This is a genomic window from Xanthomonas sp. WHRI 10204 (genome assembly GCF_040202875.1).
Classification (GTDB): domain Bacteria; phylum Pseudomonadota; class Gammaproteobacteria; order Xanthomonadales; family Xanthomonadaceae; genus Xanthomonas.
In genome coordinates, this window is the sequence record NZ_JBEGDW010000002.1 from 693,860 (window position 1) to 711,453 (window position 17,594).

Annotated in this window: 15 protein-coding genes, 1 other RNA gene and 2 pseudogenes; 8 read left to right on the plus strand and 10 right to left on the minus strand. The window is 64.0% G+C overall.

Annotated elements, in window-relative coordinates:
- Positions 1–179: 179 nt before the first annotated feature.
- The 3 genes from ABQZ00_RS13795 (at position 180) to ABQZ00_RS13805 (ending at position 3,531) form a co-directional block, all read left to right on the plus strand.
- Positions 180–794 carry a DUF937 domain-containing protein gene (locus tag ABQZ00_RS13795; protein ID WP_323538037.1) on the plus strand — a complete coding sequence of 205 codons (615 nt, stop codon included), beginning with the start codon at positions 180–182 and terminating at the stop codon, positions 792–794.
- A gap of 355 nt (positions 795–1,149) precedes the next feature.
- Positions 1,150–3,396 (plus strand): catalase/peroxidase HPI, encoded by a 2,247-nt coding sequence (katG, locus tag ABQZ00_RS13800; protein ID WP_323538036.1) that lies wholly within the window; start codon positions 1,150–1,152, stop codon positions 3,394–3,396.
- A gap of 62 nt (positions 3,397–3,458) precedes the next feature.
- Positions 3,459–3,531, plus strand: a non-coding RNA gene (locus ABQZ00_RS13805) — sX9 sRNA.
- A gap of 267 nt (positions 3,532–3,798) precedes the next feature.
- Here the strand turns inward: ABQZ00_RS13805 and ABQZ00_RS13810 are convergent.
- Entirely contained in the window at positions 3,799–4,206 is a 408-nt protein-coding gene (locus ABQZ00_RS13810; protein ID WP_055845428.1) for an RNA-binding S4 domain-containing protein, read from the minus strand.
- 445 nt (positions 4,207–4,651) lie between these two features.
- Between ABQZ00_RS13810 and ABQZ00_RS13815 the strand changes: the two genes are divergently transcribed.
- Positions 4,652–6,127: an MATE family efflux transporter gene (locus ABQZ00_RS13815; protein ID WP_323538035.1), complete on the plus strand. Its 1,476-nt coding sequence runs from the start codon at positions 4,652–4,654 to the stop codon at positions 6,125–6,127.
- Positions 6,128–6,731: 604 nt separating this feature from the next.
- Here ABQZ00_RS13815 and rplS read toward each other — a convergent pair.
- The 8 genes from rplS to ffh form a co-directional block, all read right to left on the minus strand.
- Positions 6,732–7,142: a 50S ribosomal protein L19 gene (gene rplS, locus ABQZ00_RS13820; RefSeq protein WP_115512230.1), complete on the minus strand. Its 411-nt coding sequence runs from the start codon at positions 7,140–7,142 to the stop codon at positions 6,732–6,734.
- A gap of 145 nt (positions 7,143–7,287) precedes the next feature.
- Positions 7,288–8,061, minus strand: a complete 774-nt coding sequence (trmD, locus tag ABQZ00_RS13825) for a tRNA (guanosine(37)-N1)-methyltransferase TrmD (protein ID WP_055845432.1) — start codon at positions 8,059–8,061, stop codon at positions 7,288–7,290.
- Between the two features lie 65 nt (positions 8,062–8,126).
- Positions 8,127–8,639: a ribosome maturation factor RimM gene (rimM, locus tag ABQZ00_RS13830; RefSeq protein ID WP_115553295.1), complete on the minus strand. Its 513-nt coding sequence runs from the start codon at positions 8,637–8,639 to the stop codon at positions 8,127–8,129.
- Positions 8,640–8,682: 43 nt separating this feature from the next.
- On the minus strand, positions 8,683–8,943 hold the full coding sequence (gene rpsP / locus ABQZ00_RS13835; RefSeq protein WP_005989876.1) for a 30S ribosomal protein S16: 261 nt from the start codon (positions 8,941–8,943) through the stop codon (positions 8,683–8,685).
- Positions 8,944–9,052: 109 nt separating this feature from the next.
- Positions 9,053–9,850: an aminotransferase class IV family protein gene (locus tag ABQZ00_RS13840; protein ID WP_323538034.1), complete on the minus strand. Its 798-nt coding sequence runs from the start codon at positions 9,848–9,850 to the stop codon at positions 9,053–9,055.
- Entirely contained in the window at positions 9,841–10,917 is a 1,077-nt protein-coding gene (locus ABQZ00_RS13845; RefSeq protein WP_323538033.1) for an NAD(P)H-dependent flavin oxidoreductase, read from the minus strand. Before ABQZ00_RS13845 ends, ABQZ00_RS13840 begins: the two co-directional genes overlap by 10 nt.
- Before the next feature lie 246 nt (positions 10,918–11,163).
- Positions 11,164–12,066: a hypothetical protein gene (locus ABQZ00_RS13850; protein ID WP_323538032.1), complete on the minus strand. Its 903-nt coding sequence runs from the start codon at positions 12,064–12,066 to the stop codon at positions 11,164–11,166.
- A gap of 133 nt (positions 12,067–12,199) precedes the next feature.
- A complete protein-coding gene (gene ffh, locus ABQZ00_RS13855; protein ID WP_055845447.1) occupies positions 12,200–13,576 on the minus strand; it encodes a signal recognition particle protein in 1,377 nt (458 codons plus the stop codon).
- A 334-nt stretch (positions 13,577–13,910) separates the two neighbouring features.
- Between ffh and ABQZ00_RS13860 the strand changes: the two genes are divergently transcribed.
- Entirely contained in the window at positions 13,911–14,702 is a 792-nt protein-coding gene (locus tag ABQZ00_RS13860) for a cytochrome C assembly family protein (protein WP_055845453.1), read from the plus strand.
- A gap of 361 nt (positions 14,703–15,063) precedes the next feature.
- On the opposite strand, the gene ABQZ00_RS13865 is transcribed toward ABQZ00_RS13860, so the two are convergent.
- Positions 15,064–16,113, minus strand: a complete 1,050-nt coding sequence (locus ABQZ00_RS13865) for an aldose epimerase family protein (protein ID WP_323538031.1) — start codon at positions 16,111–16,113, stop codon at positions 15,064–15,066.
- Between the two features lie 177 nt (positions 16,114–16,290).
- Here ABQZ00_RS13865 and ABQZ00_RS13870 point away from each other — a divergent pair.
- From ABQZ00_RS13870 to ABQZ00_RS13880, 3 genes and pseudogenes are all read left to right on the plus strand, one after another.
- Positions 16,291–16,669: pseudogene (locus ABQZ00_RS13870) on the plus strand (hypothetical protein); the annotation flags it as partial.
- Positions 16,666–17,084 (plus strand): annotated as a pseudogene (locus tag ABQZ00_RS13875) (phage tail protein). The pseudogenes ABQZ00_RS13870 and ABQZ00_RS13875, both read left to right, overlap by 4 nt.
- Positions 17,072–17,524 carry a phage virion morphogenesis protein gene (locus tag ABQZ00_RS13880; RefSeq protein ID WP_323538030.1) on the plus strand — a complete coding sequence of 151 codons (453 nt, stop codon included), beginning with the start codon at positions 17,072–17,074 and terminating at the stop codon, positions 17,522–17,524. Before ABQZ00_RS13875 ends, ABQZ00_RS13880 begins: the two are co-directional and overlap by 13 nt.
- The last annotated feature ends 70 nt before the right edge of the window (positions 17,525–17,594 follow it).

Below are 17,594 nucleotides of genomic sequence, written 5' to 3' on the forward strand. Positions count from 1 at the left end.
ACAGTGTGCAAACACCCCATTGCTCTCGTGACCAGATGCGTTCGCTTCGCCGCTTGGCGGTGAGCGCTACGCAGCCGCCTTGGATCACGCTTCGCGCGCGCGAGTGCGCGGGTGGATTGCTCTGACGCTGCGACAGGCGCACCCTGCCGCAACGCTTTGTCCAACAGGGAACCCGACGCATGACCACCTCTGCCTCGCTGACCGATCAGCTAGCCGCGCAATTGCAAGGCCCGCAGTTGCAACAACTCGCCAGCCGCCTGGGCATTGCGCCCGAGCAGGCCCAATCGGCGGTGCAGACCGCGCTACCGCTATTGATGGGCGCGCTGGGGCGCAACAGCCAGCAAGCCGGCGGCACCGATGCCTTGCTGGGCGCCCTGCAGCGCGATCACGCCGCCAGTCCGGACATCGGCAGCCTGTTCGGTGCGTTGCTGGGCGGTTCGGCTGGCGGGCAGCAAGCCAACGGTGCCGGCATCGTGAGCCATCTGTTCGGCGACAAGGCACCGCAGGCGGCGGCCGGCCTGGGCCAGGCCACCGGGCTTGAACCCAGCAAGGCCGGACAACTGCTGCAGCTGCTCGCGCCCATCGTGATGGCGTACCTGGCCAAACGGTTTCTTGGCGGCGGTGCGGCAACCAGCACTCAACTCGGCCCTGCCCTGGCGCAGGAACATCAGCAGGTCCGCAGCACTGGCGGTGCCGGCGGTTTGCTGACCAGCGTGCTGGATCAGGATGGCGATGGCCAGTTGGGTCTGGGCGATGTCATGAGGTTGGGCGGCAGCCTGTTCGGCAAACGCTGACCACGGGGCGCTGCACCGAGTGGGCACCGCCGTGCTATCCATAGTGCGACGCTATCGATATGGTTGAATAATTCGAATTCACCAAATGATCGATGCTCTTTATCGTGTGCCAACGCCGCCATGATGAGTCCGCCTGAAGCATCCGCCTGTCTGTTGCGTCTCCCGTCAGCCAGATCGCACTTGCGACGCCAGGCAGCCGCTAGCATCGGCAGGGCCGGCAGCCGTCGTGGAGCGGCTGCCGCTTTGTTTTCGTCATCGATGACCCCGCCTCACGCACTGCTCCACTTCGATTCCACCAGCACGTGTCGCGCATCGGCACGCAGCTCCCCAAGTGCTCACGCACATAGGTATTGCCATGACCACCGAAGCAAAGTGCCCGATCAACCACGCAGTCGTCGGCGCCGGAACCACCAATCGCGATTGGTGGCCGCAGCAATTGCGTGTGGATCTGCTCAGCCAGCATTCGACCAAGTCCAACCCGCTGGGCCAGACCTTTAGTTACGCCGAGGCGTTCAAGCGCATCGACCTGCCCGCGCTCAAGCAGGAACTGCGTGCATTGATGACCGACTCGCAGGACTGGTGGCCGGCCGACTTCGGCCATTACGGCCCGCTCTTCGTGCGCATGGCCTGGCATAGCGCCGGCACCTACCGCATCGGCGACGGTCGCGGCGGCGGCGGTCGCGGCCAGCAGCGCTTCGCACCGCTCAACAGCTGGCCGGACAACGTGAGCCTGGACAAGGCGCGCCGCCTGCTGTGGCCGATCAAACAGAAGTACGGCCAGGCCATTTCCTGGGCCGACCTGATGATCCTCACCGGCAACGTTGCGCTCGAATCGATGGGCTTCAAGACCTTCGGCTTTGCCGCTGGCCGCGAAGACACCTGGGAGCCGGATCAGGACCTGTACTGGGGCCGCGAAACCAAGTGGTTGGGTGGCGACGACCGCTATGCGCACGGCTCGCCGGGCGTGGACGAAGCGCACGGCGTGCTGGTCAAGGACGACGACAGCGAAGCGCCGCACACCCGCGATCTGGAAAATCCGCTGGCTGCCGTGCAGATGGGCCTGATCTACGTCAACCCGGAAGGCCCGGACGGCAAGCCCGACCCGGTTGCCGCCGCGCACGACATCCGCGACACCTTCGCGCGCATGGCGATGAACGACGAAGAGACCGTGGCGCTGATCGCCGGCGGGCACACCTTCGGCAAGACCCACGGTGCCGGCCCCGCCGATAACGTCGGTGCCGAGCCGGAAGCTGGCGAGCTGGAAAGCCAGGGCCTGGGCTGGCACAACCGTTACGGCAGCGGCAAGGGCGCCGACACCATCACCAGCGGCCTGGAAGTCACCTGGACCACCACGCCCGCGCAGTGGAGCAACGACTTCTTCGACCATCTGTTCAAGTTCGAGTGGGAACTGAGCAAGAGCCCGGCCGGCGCGCACCAGTGGGTAGCCAAGAACGCCGACGCCATCATTCCCGATGCGCACGACGCGGCGAAAAAGCATCGCCCCACCATGCTGACCACCGATCTGGCGCTGCGTTTTGACCCGGCGTATGAAGCGATCTCGCGCCGCTTCCACACCCACCCGGACCAGTTCGCCGATGCGTTTGCACGCGCCTGGTTCAAGCTTACCCACCGCGACATGGGTCCGCGTGCCCGCTACCTGGGTCCGGACGTGCCGGCCGAAGAACTGCTGTGGCAGGACCCGGTGCCGGCGGTCGGTCATGCCCTGGTCGATGCGCAGGATGCTGCTGCGCTGAAGCAGACCATCCTCGCTTCGGGCCTGAGCGTGGCGCAGCTGGTCACCACCGCATGGGCCTCGGCGTCCACCTTCCGCGGCTCGGACAAGCGCGGCGGCGCCAACGGTGCACGCATCCGCCTGGCACCGCAAAAGGACTGGCAGGCCAATCAACCCGAACAGCTGGCCAAGGTGCTCGGCACGCTGGAGCGCATCCAGGTCGACTTCAATGCCGCGCAATCGGGTGGCAAGAAGATTTCGCTGGCCGACCTGATCGTGCTTGCCGGTAACGCGGCGGTGGAACATGCAGCGCACGCCGCAGGCCACAGCGTCACCGTGCCGTTCGCGCCGGGCCGCACCGATGCCTCGCAGGAACAGACCGATGTCGAATCGTTCGCCGTCCTCGAACCGGTGGCCGATGGATTCCGCAACTTCGCCAAGCGCCGCTACGCAGTGCCTGCCGAAGCGATGCTGATCGACAAGGCACAGCTGTTGACCCTGACCGCACCGGAGTTGACTGTGCTGGTCGGCGGCCTGCGCGTGCTCGGTGCCAACGCAGGCGACGTGAAGAATGGTGTGTTCACCACCCGCACCGGCGTACTGAGCAACGACTTCTTCGCCAACCTGCTCGATATGCGCACCGAATGGAAAGCGACCTCGGACGCGAAGGAGCTGTACGAAGGCCGCGACCGCAGCAGCGGCGAACACAAATGGACCGGCACACGCGTGGATCTGGTGTTCGGCTCCAACTCCATCCTGCGTGCGGTGGCCGAGGTCTACGCCAGCGCCGATGCACAGGAGAAGTTCGTGCACGACTTCGTCGCTGCCTGGACCAAGGTGATGCAGTTGGATCGGTTCGATCTGGCTTGAGCGCAGCTAACAAACCGACTGTGCTCGCCGCGAGGCAAGCCCCGTCGGTGCTCGGAACCGGCATGGACAATCCATGATGGTTCCGAGTGCGCTGTCCACAGCCACCTGACGACTGCTCGCTCTGGTTTGTCAGCCGCTCCAAGCCGCAGCTGTAACGCAAACGCCCCGGATATCCGGGGCGTTTTGTTTTGCGGCAGTGCAGACGCAATGCTATGCCTTCCGACTGCCGTGATGCTGTTGATCAGATGCGTTGCTGCTCAGCATCGCCATCATCCCGAACAACAGCGAGTTTCCTTCGACAGGAGCGCAGGTTTTCAGCTGAATCGCACGCCCGAATAGCCACAGCAATGGTCTGCCCTGACCGCCTCCGTGCAACGCACGCGCCCCACACCCACCGATTTTTTACAACGCGTCAATATCGCCCAACGCGTTGATCAACCGGCGGGCACGCTTGTCTGGTTTTCCTTCCGGTGCGCGGTAACCGGTGCGCTCGGCAGCGCGCTGCAACCGCCATTGCGAACGCGCCTCGCGTGAGGCATCGCCCTCCACATACAGCGCCTGCGCAACCGGCGCGGGACCGCGCACGTCGCTGAGTGCGGCGACCGTGACCTCGAAGATTTCGCCACCGCGGTCGATGCGCAATTGCTCGCCGCTGCGCAGCGTGCGCGACGGCTTGGGCCGCTGACCCGCCACATCCACCTTGCCGGTCTCCACTGCCGTCTTGGCCAGGCTGCGCGTCTTGAAAAAGCGCGCGGCCCACAGCCACACATCCAGCCGGACCGTCTTGCCCTGTTCCAGCTCCAGATTCATGCGTCTTGCTGTCTCGTTCTATCAGGTAAGCAATGTTTGGGCAGCCATTCGGGAACTCAAGCTGGGCCGTCAACCCTGCGATGGTGATCGCTTGCCAGGTCGATGGTCGGCGCGCACCCCCATCCGCCCTGCGGGCACCTTCCCCCGCAGGCAGGGGAAGCGACCTGTTGTCCGTGTGCAACCCCGATCCATCAAATGCTCGCAAACCCCGGCCCTTCTCCCGCCTGCGGGAGAAGGTGGCGCGCAGCGCCGGATGAGGGACACGCCCCTGCTCTGCAGCGCATCCCGAACAGCAAGCGCAACATCTTGCAAAGACGGTCACCGCTGGTATCGAACATGGAGCGTGTCCCAACCCGACATCTGCAGCGCAAACCAAATGGCACTGCATCGGATCTCACCCGCGCAATGCTAGTGTGCGCAGCTTCTGCGCGACGATACGCCTGCGATGCCCAAATCCGCTGTCCTGACCGAAGGCCCGATCGGCAAGAACCTGCTGTTGTTCGCCCTGCCGATCATGGCTGGCAACATCGCCCAGTCGCTCAACGGCTCGGTCAATGCGATCTGGATCGGCCGCTATCTCGGCGAAGAAGCACTGACTGCGGCAGCCAACGCCAACAGCATCATGTTCTTCCTGATCGGTTCGGTGTTCGGCATCGGCATGGCCTCCACCATCCTGATCGGCCAGGCCATGGGCGCGCGCGACATCGCGCAGGCACGCAAGGTGATGGGCACCAGCGCGAGTTTCTTCGGCGGGCTGTCGGCGGTGATTGCCGTGCTCGGCTGGTTTCTGGCGCCGCACCTGCTCACCGCAATGGGCACGCCGGCCGCCTCGCAGACGCTGGCCGAAGACTATTTGCGGGTGATCTTCCTGGCGATGCCAACGCTGTATCTGTTCGCCTTCCTGTCGGCGGCGTTGCGCGGTACCGGTGATGCGCGCACGCCATTCCGGTTTCTATTGTTGTCAGTGCTGCTGGATATCGTATTCAACCCGTTGCTGCTGTTTGGCATCGGTCCATTTCCTGCACTGGGCATTGCCGGTGCGGCCTGGGCCACACTGATCGCGCAGGTGGTCGCACTGGCCGGCCTGCTGCTCTATCTGCGCAAGAAACGCCACGTGTTGTGGCTGGGTCGGCGCGACCTGCATCTGTTCCGCATCGACCCGGCCATCCTGCGCGCCCTCATCGTCAAGGGCGTGCCGATGGGCCTGCAGATGGTGATGATCTCGCTGGCGATGATCGCAATGCTGTCGCTGGTCAACGGCTTCGGCACCGACACCGCAGCCGCGTTCGGTGCCGGGCTGCAGCTATGGAATTACGTGCAAATGCCGGCAATGGCCGTAGGCGCCGCCTGTTCGTCGATGGCCGCCCAGAACGTGGGTGCCGGCCTGTGGTCGCGCGTGGATGCCATCGCTCGCACCGGCATCGCCGCCAACTTTCTGATGACCGGCCTGCTGATTGCGCTGTTGATCGGATTCGATCGCTGGACCCTTGCCCTGTTTCTGCCCGCAGGCAGCGCCACGTTGGAGATTGCGCGGCATCTCAACCACATCGCGATCTGGTCGTTCCTGCTGTTCGGTGTCAGCTTCGTGGTGTCGGGCGTGGTGCGCTCCACCGGCGCGGTGATCCCGCCGCTATTGATCCTGGCGTTTTCGCTATGGGGCGTGCGCGTGCCGTTAGCCAACGTGTTGCTGCCGCATCTTGGGGCTGATGCAGTGTGGTGGAGCTTTCCGATCAGCTCCACCTGCTCGATGCTGCTGTCGCTGGCGTATTACCGCTGGGGCGGCTGGCGCAAGGCGCGCATGCTGGCCACACCAACGCATCCGTCAGCACTGGCCGCTCCGGCTGAAGTACCCGCACATCCCGCTTCGCCGGTCGCCGATACCGCACCCACCACCGAGCAGACGCAGACACGATCGCACTGAACCTGCACGCCAAGCGGAACGTGCACGTCAAGCGCAGCCAAGCCGTGCAATCAATGCCGGTGCGCAGATGCGTTGATTGGTTTCAAGGTGTCGCGCAGAACCAACGACTGACACGTGATAAATCCAAGCGGCGTCATGCTGTCCGCCGGATGTCGTCATCCATCGGCATCCAGCAACGCCTGACATCCTGACGACCAAGCAGCATCTGCGCTGCACTTGGCCGTGCCTGAAACAGTGCAGCGGTTTTACAGCGCCGCGAGTGAGCAGGTCCGGGGGTTGCTGCATCCGTCGCGCAGACCCCATGTCCCAGACACGTAGAGTGGATCGACATGCGATTGTTTGCTGACGTGCATCCACTCCAGGGACCGGATGCAGGGAGATGCCTTCCATCTGCGTCGATCCATCTGCGTCGATGACGACTAGCGATCTGCATAGCGCGTAATCCGCCACTGCGATGGCATCAGCATCAGCGCATCGCCCACTGAGCGCACCATAAAAAACGCACGCTCTGAGCGTGGTCGACATTTTCCATCCCACAAACGCAAACGGCCGCCCGAAGGCGGCCGTCTGGCAAAAGCAGATCTTAACGACCTGCCAGTGTGGCTTACTCGGCGGACTTGGCAGCAGCCTGGCGAGCGGCCTTGGCCTGTGCAGCGGCGGCCAGATCTTCCTTGATGCGGGCAGCCTTGCCTTCCAGACCACGCAGGTAGTACAGCTTGCCGGCGCGCACCTTACCGCGGCGCTTCACTTCGACCGAGTCGATGATGGCGCTGTGGGTCTGGAACACGCGCTCGACGCCGAAGCCGTGCGAGATCTTGCGCACGGTGAAGGCGGAGTTCAGGCCGGCATTCTTGGTACCGATCACGACGCCCTCATAGGCCTGCACGCGCTCGCGGTTGCCTTCCTTCACCTTGACGTTCACCACAACGGTGTCGCCCTGGTTGAATTCCGGCAGCTTGCGCTGAATCTGGGCGGCTTCGAAGTCAGCCAGGATGGTCTTGTTGAGTTTGCTCATGATGGGCACCGCGTGTCTGGTGATATTGGACCGGCAGTCGCCGCACGGCGATTGCTCGAGGTTCGTAAAGAGGGCCAGACGCAAGGCTGACCAGCAAGCCGCATATTGTACCCCAATCAATCTTGCAAGAGCTAGGGGTGAGCCCTTATTTCTCGTTACCGGGTTTATCGTCGCTTGGGGCGAGTTCGCGGCGAAACTCGTCCAACAGACGGCGATCGTTCTTGTCCAACCCAGCCTCGTCCAACAGGTCCGGGCGTCGCAGCCAGGTCCGGCCCAGCGACTGCTGCCGGCGCCAGCGCGCGATGGCGCCGTGGTTGCCGGAGCGCAACACGTCCGGCACATCGCCCCAGGCATGGGTCGATGGATGGCTGTAGTGCGGGCAATCCAGCAGGCCTTGCGGGCCTTCGAAACTGTCCTGCGCGGCAGATTCGGCATCGTTCAACACACCGTCCTGCAGCCGCGTCACCACATCCACAAGGACTGCAGCGCCCAACTCGCCACCGGACAACACGTAGTCGCCGATGGAGATTTCCAGATCCACTGCCTGCGCCAGGAAGCGCTCGTCCACACCCTCGTAGCGCCCGCACAACAAGATCATGCGCGGCAACTGCGCCAGCTCGCGTGCGAGCGGCTGGGTGAGCGGCCGCCCTTGCGGGCTGAGGTAGATCACCGGTGCCGGCCGTGCATCTGCGGCTTGCACCGCATCCAGACAAGCCCGCAACGGCTCGATCAACATCACCATGCCGGGCCCGCCACCGAACGGGCGATCGTCCACCCGGCGGTAATTGCCCTGCGCATGGTCGCGCGGATTCCAGCCTTGCAGCTCCAGCAGACCACGCTCCTGCGCCCGCCCGACCACACCGAACGCCGCGCATTGCGCGATGAACTCCGGGAACAGGCTGATGACGTCGATGCGCACTTAAGAATCGGGAATCGGGATTGGGGAATGGGTAGAGCAAGAGCGAAGCCGAGGCACCGCTTCGATCAGAAATCCGGATCCCAGTCGACCACGATCAGATTGGCCTCGAAGTCCACCGATTTGACGAACTCCGGCAGCACAAACGGGATTAGCCGCTCGCGATCGCCGCGCACGACGACCACGTCGTTGGACCCGGTGGAAAACAGATGCGATACCGTCCCGAGCTTGACGCCCTCGACGGTTTCCACCTGCAATTCTTCCAGATCCACCCAGTAGTACTCGTCGGGCTTTGGTGGCGGCAAGACGCTGCGGGAGACATAGATTTCGGTCCCGTGCATGGCCTCGACCGTATCGCGGTCGGTCACGTCCGGGAACACCGCAATCAGGTTCTTGCCCTGATCGCGCCCACGTACGCCGCTCACAACCGTTTCCTGTCCCGATGGCGAGCGCACGATCCACGGCTGATACCGAAAGATCGCACTGCGCGGCTCGGTCCAGGATTCGAGCTTGAGCTCGCCCTTGACACCAAAAGCGCCGACAACCCTGCCTAACAGGATGCGGCGCTCGGTCGGCTTCATCTGCGTCGACTCTGGGCCAGGCGGCGACGCCAGGCCCTCAAGATCAGGCCGCAGCGGCCTGGGACTTGGATGCTTCGCGATACAGGTTACGCACCTTGTCGGTCAGCTGCGCGCCCTGGCCGACCCAATGGTCGACGCGCGCAACGTCCAGCACGATGCGCGGTTCTGCGCCCTGTGCAACCGGGTTGTAGTAACCCAGACGCTCGATGTTGCGGCCGTCGCGCGCGCTGCGCACGTCGGTCACGATGATGTGGTAGAACGGACGCTTCTTGGCGCCGCCGCGGGTCAGTCGAATCTTGACCATGGTGTTGTTTTCCTGAGTTGCCCAGTCGCCAGAGTGGCGCGGTAAGCCAGCGATTATAGCGGGCTCCGGCGGCGAAGCCAAGTCAGCCGGCGCCGGCACATCAGATCGCTCAGATCGCTTGCCAGGCATGGGTTTGCAGGGCCCGCTCCAGCAGCGGCAACTGCGCGGCATGCGGCCCCCAACGCGCCGCCCCCAGCGCCACGATGGCCTGCTGCCCACGCGCGTTGCAGGCGAATGCGCCATCGAAGCGGTCCAGCTCGCTCAGCTCCACCGGGCGACTGACCTGCGTGACGCCCAGCGTTTTCAGGCCGGACTGCAGCAACTGCTGCCGGGTGCCCAACAGCGACGCCCCTTGCGGCCAGACCAACCCGCCGCGTTCCCACAGCCCCAGATTCCAGAACGCCCCCTCCAGCACCCTGCCCTGGCGGTCCTGCAGCACGACATCGTCATGGTCGGCCTGCATGGCCAGCCGGCGCAGATGCAACAGCGGGAACGTGCCGACATGCTTGAGTTCCGGCCGTTCGCGCACGTAGTCGGTGACCTGCACGCGCAGCCCGGTCTCGGGCATGTCCGCCGGCGGCGAGATGGCGACCAGTACATCCAGTGCGACCTCGCGCAACGGGTTGCGGAAATCGTAGTCGGGCGCGAACACGGTGACGCGCAGACTGGCATCGGCCATGGCCGACGCCACCAGCGCAGCGTGCAACTGCGCCCGCAGCTGGTCCGCTTCCAGTTCCTGCCCAAACAGCGCGCGGCTACCTTCCTGCAGGCGATGCAGATGCAGATCCAACCCCTGCGTTGCTCCGTTGCGCACCTGCAGCGTGGTGAAGTGGCCGTAGTTGATCAGCGCCGCAGCACCGAGCTGTTGCGCGCTCGCCGGCGCGCCATTGCAGAAGATCAGCGACATAGCAGTGCCTGCGCCTGCTCCCACCACTGCGTGACCAGCTCACCGGCCGGCTGCACTGGCGCCATCCACGCCGATTGGCCCGCCCAGGCCTGCATCGACGCCAGACGGTTGTCGCGTGCTGCCGCCTGGCGCATTGGTGCAGTCAAGCCGCGCTGCACCGGATACGGGGCCGGCGGCGCTGCATCCGCAGCAGCGGCCGCACGCACATAAGGCGTGAGCAAGGCCCGTCCCAGGCGACCTGAAAACGCGCGGGTTGGCTGGGTGTGTTCAGGCTCGGCGGCGGCAAGCGCATCGGCCCAGGCGCTGGGCAGTGCGGCTTCGGGCGTGCGCAGCAGGCCGGTGCCGATCTGCACCGCGCTGGCGCCCAACGTCAGCGCCGCGGCAATGCCGCGCGCATCGGCGATACCACCAGCAGCGATGACCGGAATCTCCAGCTTATCGACAAGCCGCGGCAGCAAGGCGAACAATCCGGTCATCTGCTGCGCTGCCTGACTGGCATCGAACGCGCCGCGATGGCCGCCGGCTTCAGCACCTTGCGCAACCACCGCGTCGGCACCGGCAGCCTGCGCCGCGCGTGCTTCCTCCAGGGTGGTGGCGCAGGCGAACCAGGCGATGCCGGCCGCCTTCAGCCGCGCGACCTGGTCGGGCCGGAACACACCCATGATCGAAGACGCGACCGCCGGGCGGGCAGCGAGCAAGGCCCCGAACTGCGCATCGAAGTCGGCTGGGGTGGCATCGCCTGCGGCCTCGGCCACCGGCGGGCCCCACTGCGCAAGAAACCCGCGCAGCCGCGCTTCTGCCTCTGCATCGCGCACAGGCGCCGGATCGGGAATCCACAGATTGACCTGCGCAGGCCCGGCACTCGCTTCACCAAATGCGGCCATCCACGCAACGATGTCCTGCGGCTGCGACAACACCGCCCCCATCGCGCCCATGCCACCGGCGTTGGCAACAGCGACCGACAGCGGCACCGGGCAGGCGCCGGCCATGGGGCTGAGCAGGATCGGCAGACGCAGCCCGAAGCGGCTACAGAAAGAGGCAACGCGACCTGAGCGAGAGCGATTCATCCAGACCTTAAAATGTCACAACCTAAGACTCAGTATACACCGAAGAATTAAACAATGGGCATTGGGCACCATACAGATCAAAAATCAAATTCTCATAGGATTGCCTGAAGAATCGCAAGACAATTAAATGCCAACCAAACAGCGCGCAATATCACTATATAAGCAATATCACTATATAAAATGATCCGCAGCAAATTACCGGAACTTCGGCAAGGCGGGCCCGCTACTTGCAGGCCCGCCAATCAACTAGATGCCGAAGTGAATCGTTCCACGCAAAGGCGTTGTTCGATTATCACAATATTGTTCAAAATCAGCGTAAAACTTGACTACATTGGCCTGCGCATCTTTCTCGATAGCACGTACGTTGAGAGTGCCACGATTTTCGTTACACCCTCTTCCGTTGCCACTAAAGTCCAATCCTGCATTAGTGCGATCCGCAAAACGCCGGGTAGAGTAACGTCCAGGCACTAGCGCCTTCCCAGTCGGTGCAGCGATAGTTGCGGACCAATCGTCACGCAAGCCTGATGCGAAATACCGCAGGTATGAGTCCTTTCCATTCAGCACGAAGATGCTGGTGTCGTTGTAATACATCTTCCCCACACCACCACCTACGTAATCATCACTACCGCTCGTCAACTTCAGTGATAGCGGCGGCGCGTTATAGCTGATGACGCCAGCGAGTGCTGGCGCTTTACTCTGCTCGCATCGCTGCAGGAACGTCGCCTCCAGCTTATCCACATTGCCAGCGGCATCGAACGAAATCTGCCTGACCGTCACCTTCCCCCAGATTCTGTTGCAGCCCCGCCCGGTGCTGGATACGTCAAGACCAGGCGAACGTCCGGTCTTGAACACTGACCGCTCCGCGTTCGCATAAGTCCCTGGAGCTAGAACACCGCCAACCGGAGCGGCAATTCTTATATACCAATATTCACCAGACGCACCATTGGCAGTAAATGTAAGCCTATCCCTTGTTCCTTGCATGCCGAATTTTGCATTAGCATCAGTCAGAACAGCAGACTTCCCCTGACCAATATAGTCCCCAGCGTTGCTGGAATAAGAAAAGATTGATGCCGCACTACATGCGACCGACAGTCCAATACCGCCAAGACCGACTGCAAACTTGCAAAAAATTCCTTTAAATCCTTGCATGAATCCTCCGATGATTAGGTTGCTCGTCCGCGAGCAATCGCGCCCGTCCGCGGGCGCGAAATCCTAACACCGAAGTGATTTCAATACTCAGCGGGTGATGCGACCAAGCGGACGCATCAACACACTAACGCACTCAACGGAACGGCATGCCGCCACGGCCGCCCATGGCGCCCATCATGCCCTTCATGTTGCGCATCAGGCCCTTCATGCCGCCGCCGGCCAGCTTGCCCATCATCTTTTCCATCTGCTGGTACTGCTTCATCAGCTTGTTGACGTCGGCCGGCAGCATGCCCGAGCCACGCGCGATGCGGGCGCGGCGCGAGCCGTTGAGCAGGGCCGGGTTACGGCGCTCTTTCTTGGTCATCGAATTGATGATCGCGATCATGCGCGGCACTTCCTTGCCGGTGACCTGCTGCTTGACGTTGTCCGGGATCTGGCCCATGCCCGGCAGCTTGTCCATCAGCCCATGGATACCGCCCATGTTCTGCATCTGCTCGAGCTGTTCTTTCATGTCGTTGAGGTCGAACTTCTTGCCCTTGGCGACCTTGGCGGCGAGCTTGGCGGCCTTTTCCTGATCGACGCTCTGCTCGACCTGTTCCACCAGCGACAGCACGTCGCCCATGTCCAGGATGCGGCTAGCCACACGGTCCGGATGGAACACGTCCAGGCCGTCGGTCTTTTCGCCGGTACCGACGAACTTGATCGGCTTGCCGGTGATATAGCGCACGCTCAATGCGGCACCGCCACGGGCGTCGCCGTCGGTCTTGGTCAGCACCACGCCGGTCAGCGGCAGCGCCTCGCCGAACGCCTTGGCGGTGTTGGCGGCGTCCTGGCCGGTCATGGCATCGACCACAAACAAGGTTTCGGTGGGGTTGATCGCGGCGTGCAAGGCTTTGATCTCGTCCATCATCGCTTGATCGATCGCCAGACGGCCGGCGGTATCGACCAGCAGCACGTCGGCGAAGGACTTGCGCGCGTCGCTGATGGCGGCGCGCACGATGTCGACCGGCTTCTGCGAGGCATCGGAGGGGAAGAACAGCACGCCGACCTGTTCGGCCAGGGTCTTGAGCTGCTCGATCGCGGCCGGGCGATAAACGTCGGCCGAGACCACCATGACCTTTTTCTTGCGCTTTTCCTTCAAGTGCTTGGCGAGCTTGCCGACCGTGGTGGTCTTGCCCGCACCCTGCAGGCCCGCCATCAGGATGATGGCCGGCGCCGGCACGTTGAGGTTGAGGTCGGCAGCGGCAGCGCCCATGACGGCGGTGAGCTCGTCGCGCACGATCTTGATCAGCGCCTGGCCCGGGGTCAGCGACTTGAGCACTTCCTGGCCGACCGCACGCACCTTGATGCGCTCGATCAGCGCCTGTACCACCGGCAATGCGACGTCGGCTTCGAGCAGTGCGATGCGCACTTCACGGGTGGCTTCGCGGATGTTTTCCTCGGTCAGGCGGCCGCGTCCGCGCAGGCGCTCCATGGTGCCGGAGAGACGTTGGGTTAGGGACTCGAACATGCGCAAAGGACCGCGTAAGGGGAAACGGGCACCGATTATAGCGGCACAGGCCAACCGCCCGCCCCGTCGCCCGCCCGGCGAAGCCAGACCAGGAAGAAGCCGCCCCAACACTAGGCAATGTGCAGAGCCAACCCGCGCGACAGCGCCAGGAACGGCAGCTGCAGCGCCGACGGGCAAGTCTCCCTGACCCGCTCGCGCACCGGCTCCACCTGCCAGCCCACCTGCCAGCCCACCTCCAGCCCCGCAGCTCGCAACCCTGCTTTCCCGATTCCCGATTCCCGATTCCCGAATCACCAATCCCGACTCCCCGCCGCCAATATGCGAAACTTCCACGATGACAATCGTTCTCATCGCGTTCGCCTTGTATCTGCTGGCCGCGGCGCTGCTCACCCAGGCGGTGCTGCGCGATGGCAACCAGGCCCCTGCGCGCTGGCTGGCACCGGCACTTGCCGCCGTTGCGCTGCACGCCGGATATCACGTGCTGGTGGCGTTCCGCACCGCCGGCGGGCCGGACATGCATTTCTTTGCGGCGCTGTCGCTGTGTGGCCTGGGCATGGCCGCGCTAACGGCGGTGTTCGGAGGCCGCGGGCGGATGGCGGCGGTGGGCGTGGTGGTGTTTCCGCTGTCGGCGATCCTGCTGGCCAGTTATCACGCCTACGGCCACGAACCGAGCGCGGACCTGGGCTGGCGGCTGGAGTTGCACGCCTGGATGGCCTTGCTGGCCTACGCCACCCTGGGCATCGCCGCGCTGCTGGCGATCATGCTGTGGCTGCAGGAGCGTGCGCTGCGGCGGCGCGACTTCCACACCTGGCTACGTGCGCTACCGCCGTTGACCGAGCTGGAAACCTTGTTGTTCCGCACGATCACGGTCGGCTTCGTGTTGCTGAGCCTGACCCTGCTGACCGGGCTGCTGTTCGTGCAGGACTTCCTGGCGCAGCGGCTGTTGCACAAGACCGTGCTCAGCATCCTGTCGTGGATCGTGTTCGGCGCGCTATTGATCGGCCGCTGGCGCAATGGCTGGCGCGGCAGCAAGGCGGTGCATTGGACGCTGACAGCGATGGCGCTGCTGGTGCTGTCGTTCTTCGGCAGCAAGTTCGTGATCGAGCTGGTGCTGGGGCCGCGTTGATGGCGGTGGGCGTGCAACGGTCTCGCACGTCATCAGGGCGGGACGCACGCCGGAGGTGTTACGACGTGGGTCACTGCATGTTGGTGCCACCGAAAATGATCAGTCGTCTGCGCGAATACGCGAGCGATGCGCTTCAGAACGCAGGCCTGGAACTGGCTTGCAACTGCGGCGTTTATCAACAGTCAGGCTGACCTGACTGCTGTGTGGATCGGCGTGCAGTGTGCGCCTGCCGATGTCGCCGCGTCGCTTGCGCCCAGCTCACGAGCGCACCCCATGCTTGCGCGGTGACCAGACGCAGCAACGCCTGTTTCCAGCAACCGCCGCGCAGGCCTATCGCCTTACCTTGCCCTGACGCCGCCGCTCACGCATCCAGCGCCGCACTGACAACATCCCACGGCTGGTCCGGGCCGGGGCTGGCGAAGCGATAGACGATGCGGCGGCGGTAGGTCTCTCCAGGGCGCAGGATCGTGGAGGGGAAGTTGGCGTGGTTGGGCGCGTCCGGGTAGTCCTGCGGCTCCAGGCAGACACCGCGCCCCAGGCCGGGATGATGGGTGTCCAGATGCTGCCCTTCGTAGAGCTGCACTGCCGGCGCGTCGCTACTGATGCGTAGCGCCACGCCACTGTGCGGCGAGTACAGCTCGGCCACGCGGTCTGCGCCGTCTGCCAACACCAGGCACTGGTCGTAGCCCTTGCCGAGCACGACCTGCGGATGCGCAGAGTCGATGCGGTCGGCCAGCGCGGCAGGCGTGCGGAAATCGAAGGGCGTACCCGCGACCGAGGCGATCTCGCCTGTCGGGATCGACTCGGCATCCACCGGCAGATAGCGGTCGGCAGGCACCCGCAACACCTGTGAAGCCGCACGCGTCTGCGGGTCGCCCGACAGATTGAAGTACGGGTGATGGGTCAGGTTTAACGGCGTGGCGGCATCGCAATGCGCTTCGAAGTCCAGCTGCAGGCTGCGCTCGTGCAGCGCCAGACGCGTACGCACCTGCAGATTGCCGGGGTAGCCTTCTTCGCCATCGGGCGAGTCGTAACCCAGCAACACCTGATCCGAGGTCTGCTCCAGCACGCTCCACACGCGCCGACCGAACCCACGCAGGCCGCCATGCAGCTGGTTGCGCCCTTCGTTGGCCGCAAGCAGGTGCGTCACCCCATCCAGGGTATAGCGCGCACCGGCGATGCGGTTGCCGAAGCGGCCCACCAGGATATTGAGGCTGTCGCCATCGGCCGCGTAGGCAGGCAGGTCCGGCAAGGCCAGCAGCAACGGCACCACGCCGTGCGCGGTGGTCAGCCGCAGCGCATGCAGGATGCCGCCATACGTCAGCACCTCGGCCTCCAGCCCGGCATCGCTGCGCAGGGTAAGCGCGTGGACCTCGACACCGTCTGGCAACTGCCCGAACACTCGCTGCATGAATCGCCCCGCCACTGATGGAAGCTGGCGAGCATAGCGGTGTCGCGCATCTGCCGACCATGCCAGCGCGCACATCCTGGCCCTAGCGCAGCGCTTTCCGTGGCAACCAGCACAGCCTCTGCGTGCTCGCTTGCCTGTCAATAGGCTGGAGCGGCACATCAGTGCATTCCTAAACCGCGTAAGCAGGCGCTAGACGAAAAAGCTGCAACCATCGCCGAACGCGACAGCGCAAAGGCTTCAACAACAGTCTTTGTTGAGTACGTCGACCGCGTGCAAATCGTGCGGGAAGCCGGTGCCACCGTCACCCGCGAGATCCCGCCCCATGGTCCACGGAAAGTAGACGCTACTTGCGCTAGCCCTGCTGGCTTTGCGGCTGCACGCCGCTGCCGCCTCGGGCAACCCGGCCAGGCCGCTCACCGGAGATCCTGATGCGCCAGCCACCAGCATTACGCTCTCTGCCGTCGCCGACAACTACACCAGTTGCCACGCCACCGCCACGCAGCTGAGCGCGCTGCAGGCCTGGATCGATCTGCATCTGCCGGCGGCACCGCCGTGATCAAGCCCGCCAGCCTGCGCGCGCATCTGGTAGCGGCCCTGCAGGATCTGGCACGCGATGCCGACCGGCTGCTGGTGTTTATCGATGCCGGCAGCCTGGTTAGCACGTCCAGCCGGGGCTGTCATTCGAGTACCAATACAAGCTCAACCTGATCGTGACCGACTACGCCGGCCACCCCGACAGCGTGATGCTGCCGCTGCTGGAGTGGATGCAGACCAACCAGTCGGAGCTCCTGTGCAATCCGGCGCGGCGCGGCGAGATCGCCTTCGAGGCCGACATCCTCGCCAACGATGCGGTGGACCTGTCGATCAAGTTGCCGCTGACTGAGCGCGTCGTAGTGACGGCCAAGGCCGGCGGCGGCTATGACATGACCCATGCGCCCGAGCCGCAGATCGATCCCACATGGATGAGCTGATCGCGCTAGAGACTGGGGCAGCGCCGTTGTTGGCGCGTCTGCAGGAGGCTGAGCGGCGCAAGCTGGCTAGCAAGATCGGCACCGCGTTGCGACATTCGCAGAGCCAACGCATCGGCAAGCAGCAGGCGCCCGACGGCTCGCCCTACGCGCCGCGCAAGCAGAAGAAGCTGCGAGAGAAGTCCGGGCGGGTCAAAAGCGCCAAGATGTTTGCCAAGCTGCGGCAAGCCAAGTTCTTCAAGGTCAGTGCAAGCCCCAACGCAGTGAGCGTTGGATTCGTGGGGAGCGTGTCGCGCATTGCCCGGGTGCATCAAGAAGGGCTAGCTGAGCGAGTGCGGCCCGGCGGCACCAGGGCCCGTTATGAAAAACGCGTGCTGCTAGGCCTTTCCGCTGAGGACCGACACATCGTACGCAATCAACTCCTAAATCACTTCGGTGAGTGAAGCAGCCAAGTCAGAAGCATGACAGTCCGCGCGAGATACGCGAGCAAAGATGACCATGCTCACACTAGAA

What these genes read in the sequence shown, in the direction of transcription:
- katG (WP_323538036.1), top strand. Translation starts at nt 1,150, where the DNA reads ATGACCACCGAAGCAAAGTGCCCGATCAACCACGCAGTCGTCGGCGCC.
- rimM (WP_115553295.1), bottom strand. Translation starts at nt 8,639, where the DNA reads ATGAAGCCGACCGAGCGCCGCATCCTGTTAGGCAGGGTTGTCGGCGCT.
- ABQZ00_RS13880 (WP_323538030.1), top strand. Translation starts at nt 17,072, where the DNA reads ATGGATGAGCTGATCGCGCTAGAGACTGGGGCAGCGCCGTTGTTGGCG.
- ABQZ00_RS13810 (WP_055845428.1), bottom strand. Translation starts at nt 4,206, where the DNA reads ATGAATCTGGAGCTGGAACAGGGCAAGACGGTCCGGCTGGATGTGTGG.
- ABQZ00_RS13860 (WP_055845453.1), top strand. Translation starts at nt 13,911, where the DNA reads ATGACAATCGTTCTCATCGCGTTCGCCTTGTATCTGCTGGCCGCGGCG.
- ABQZ00_RS13840 (WP_323538034.1), bottom strand. Translation starts at nt 9,850, where the DNA reads ATGTCGCTGATCTTCTGCAATGGCGCGCCGGCGAGCGCGCAACAGCTC.
- rpsP (WP_005989876.1), bottom strand. Translation starts at nt 8,943, where the DNA reads ATGGTCAAGATTCGACTGACCCGCGGCGGCGCCAAGAAGCGTCCGTTC.
- ABQZ00_RS13815 (WP_323538035.1), top strand. Translation starts at nt 4,652, where the DNA reads ATGCCCAAATCCGCTGTCCTGACCGAAGGCCCGATCGGCAAGAACCTG.
- rplS (WP_115512230.1), bottom strand. Translation starts at nt 7,142, where the DNA reads ATGAGCAAACTCAACAAGACCATCCTGGCTGACTTCGAAGCCGCCCAG.
- ABQZ00_RS13845 (WP_323538033.1), bottom strand. Translation starts at nt 10,917, where the DNA reads ATGAATCGCTCTCGCTCAGGTCGCGTTGCCTCTTTCTGTAGCCGCTTC.
- ABQZ00_RS13865 (WP_323538031.1), bottom strand. Translation starts at nt 16,113, where the DNA reads ATGCAGCGAGTGTTCGGGCAGTTGCCAGACGGTGTCGAGGTCCACGCG.
- ABQZ00_RS13850 (WP_323538032.1), bottom strand. Translation starts at nt 12,066, where the DNA reads ATGCAAGGATTTAAAGGAATTTTTTGCAAGTTTGCAGTCGGTCTTGGC.
- ffh (WP_055845447.1), bottom strand. Translation starts at nt 13,576, where the DNA reads ATGTTCGAGTCCCTAACCCAACGTCTCTCCGGCACCATGGAGCGCCTG.
- ABQZ00_RS13795 (WP_323538037.1), top strand. Translation starts at nt 180, where the DNA reads ATGACCACCTCTGCCTCGCTGACCGATCAGCTAGCCGCGCAATTGCAA.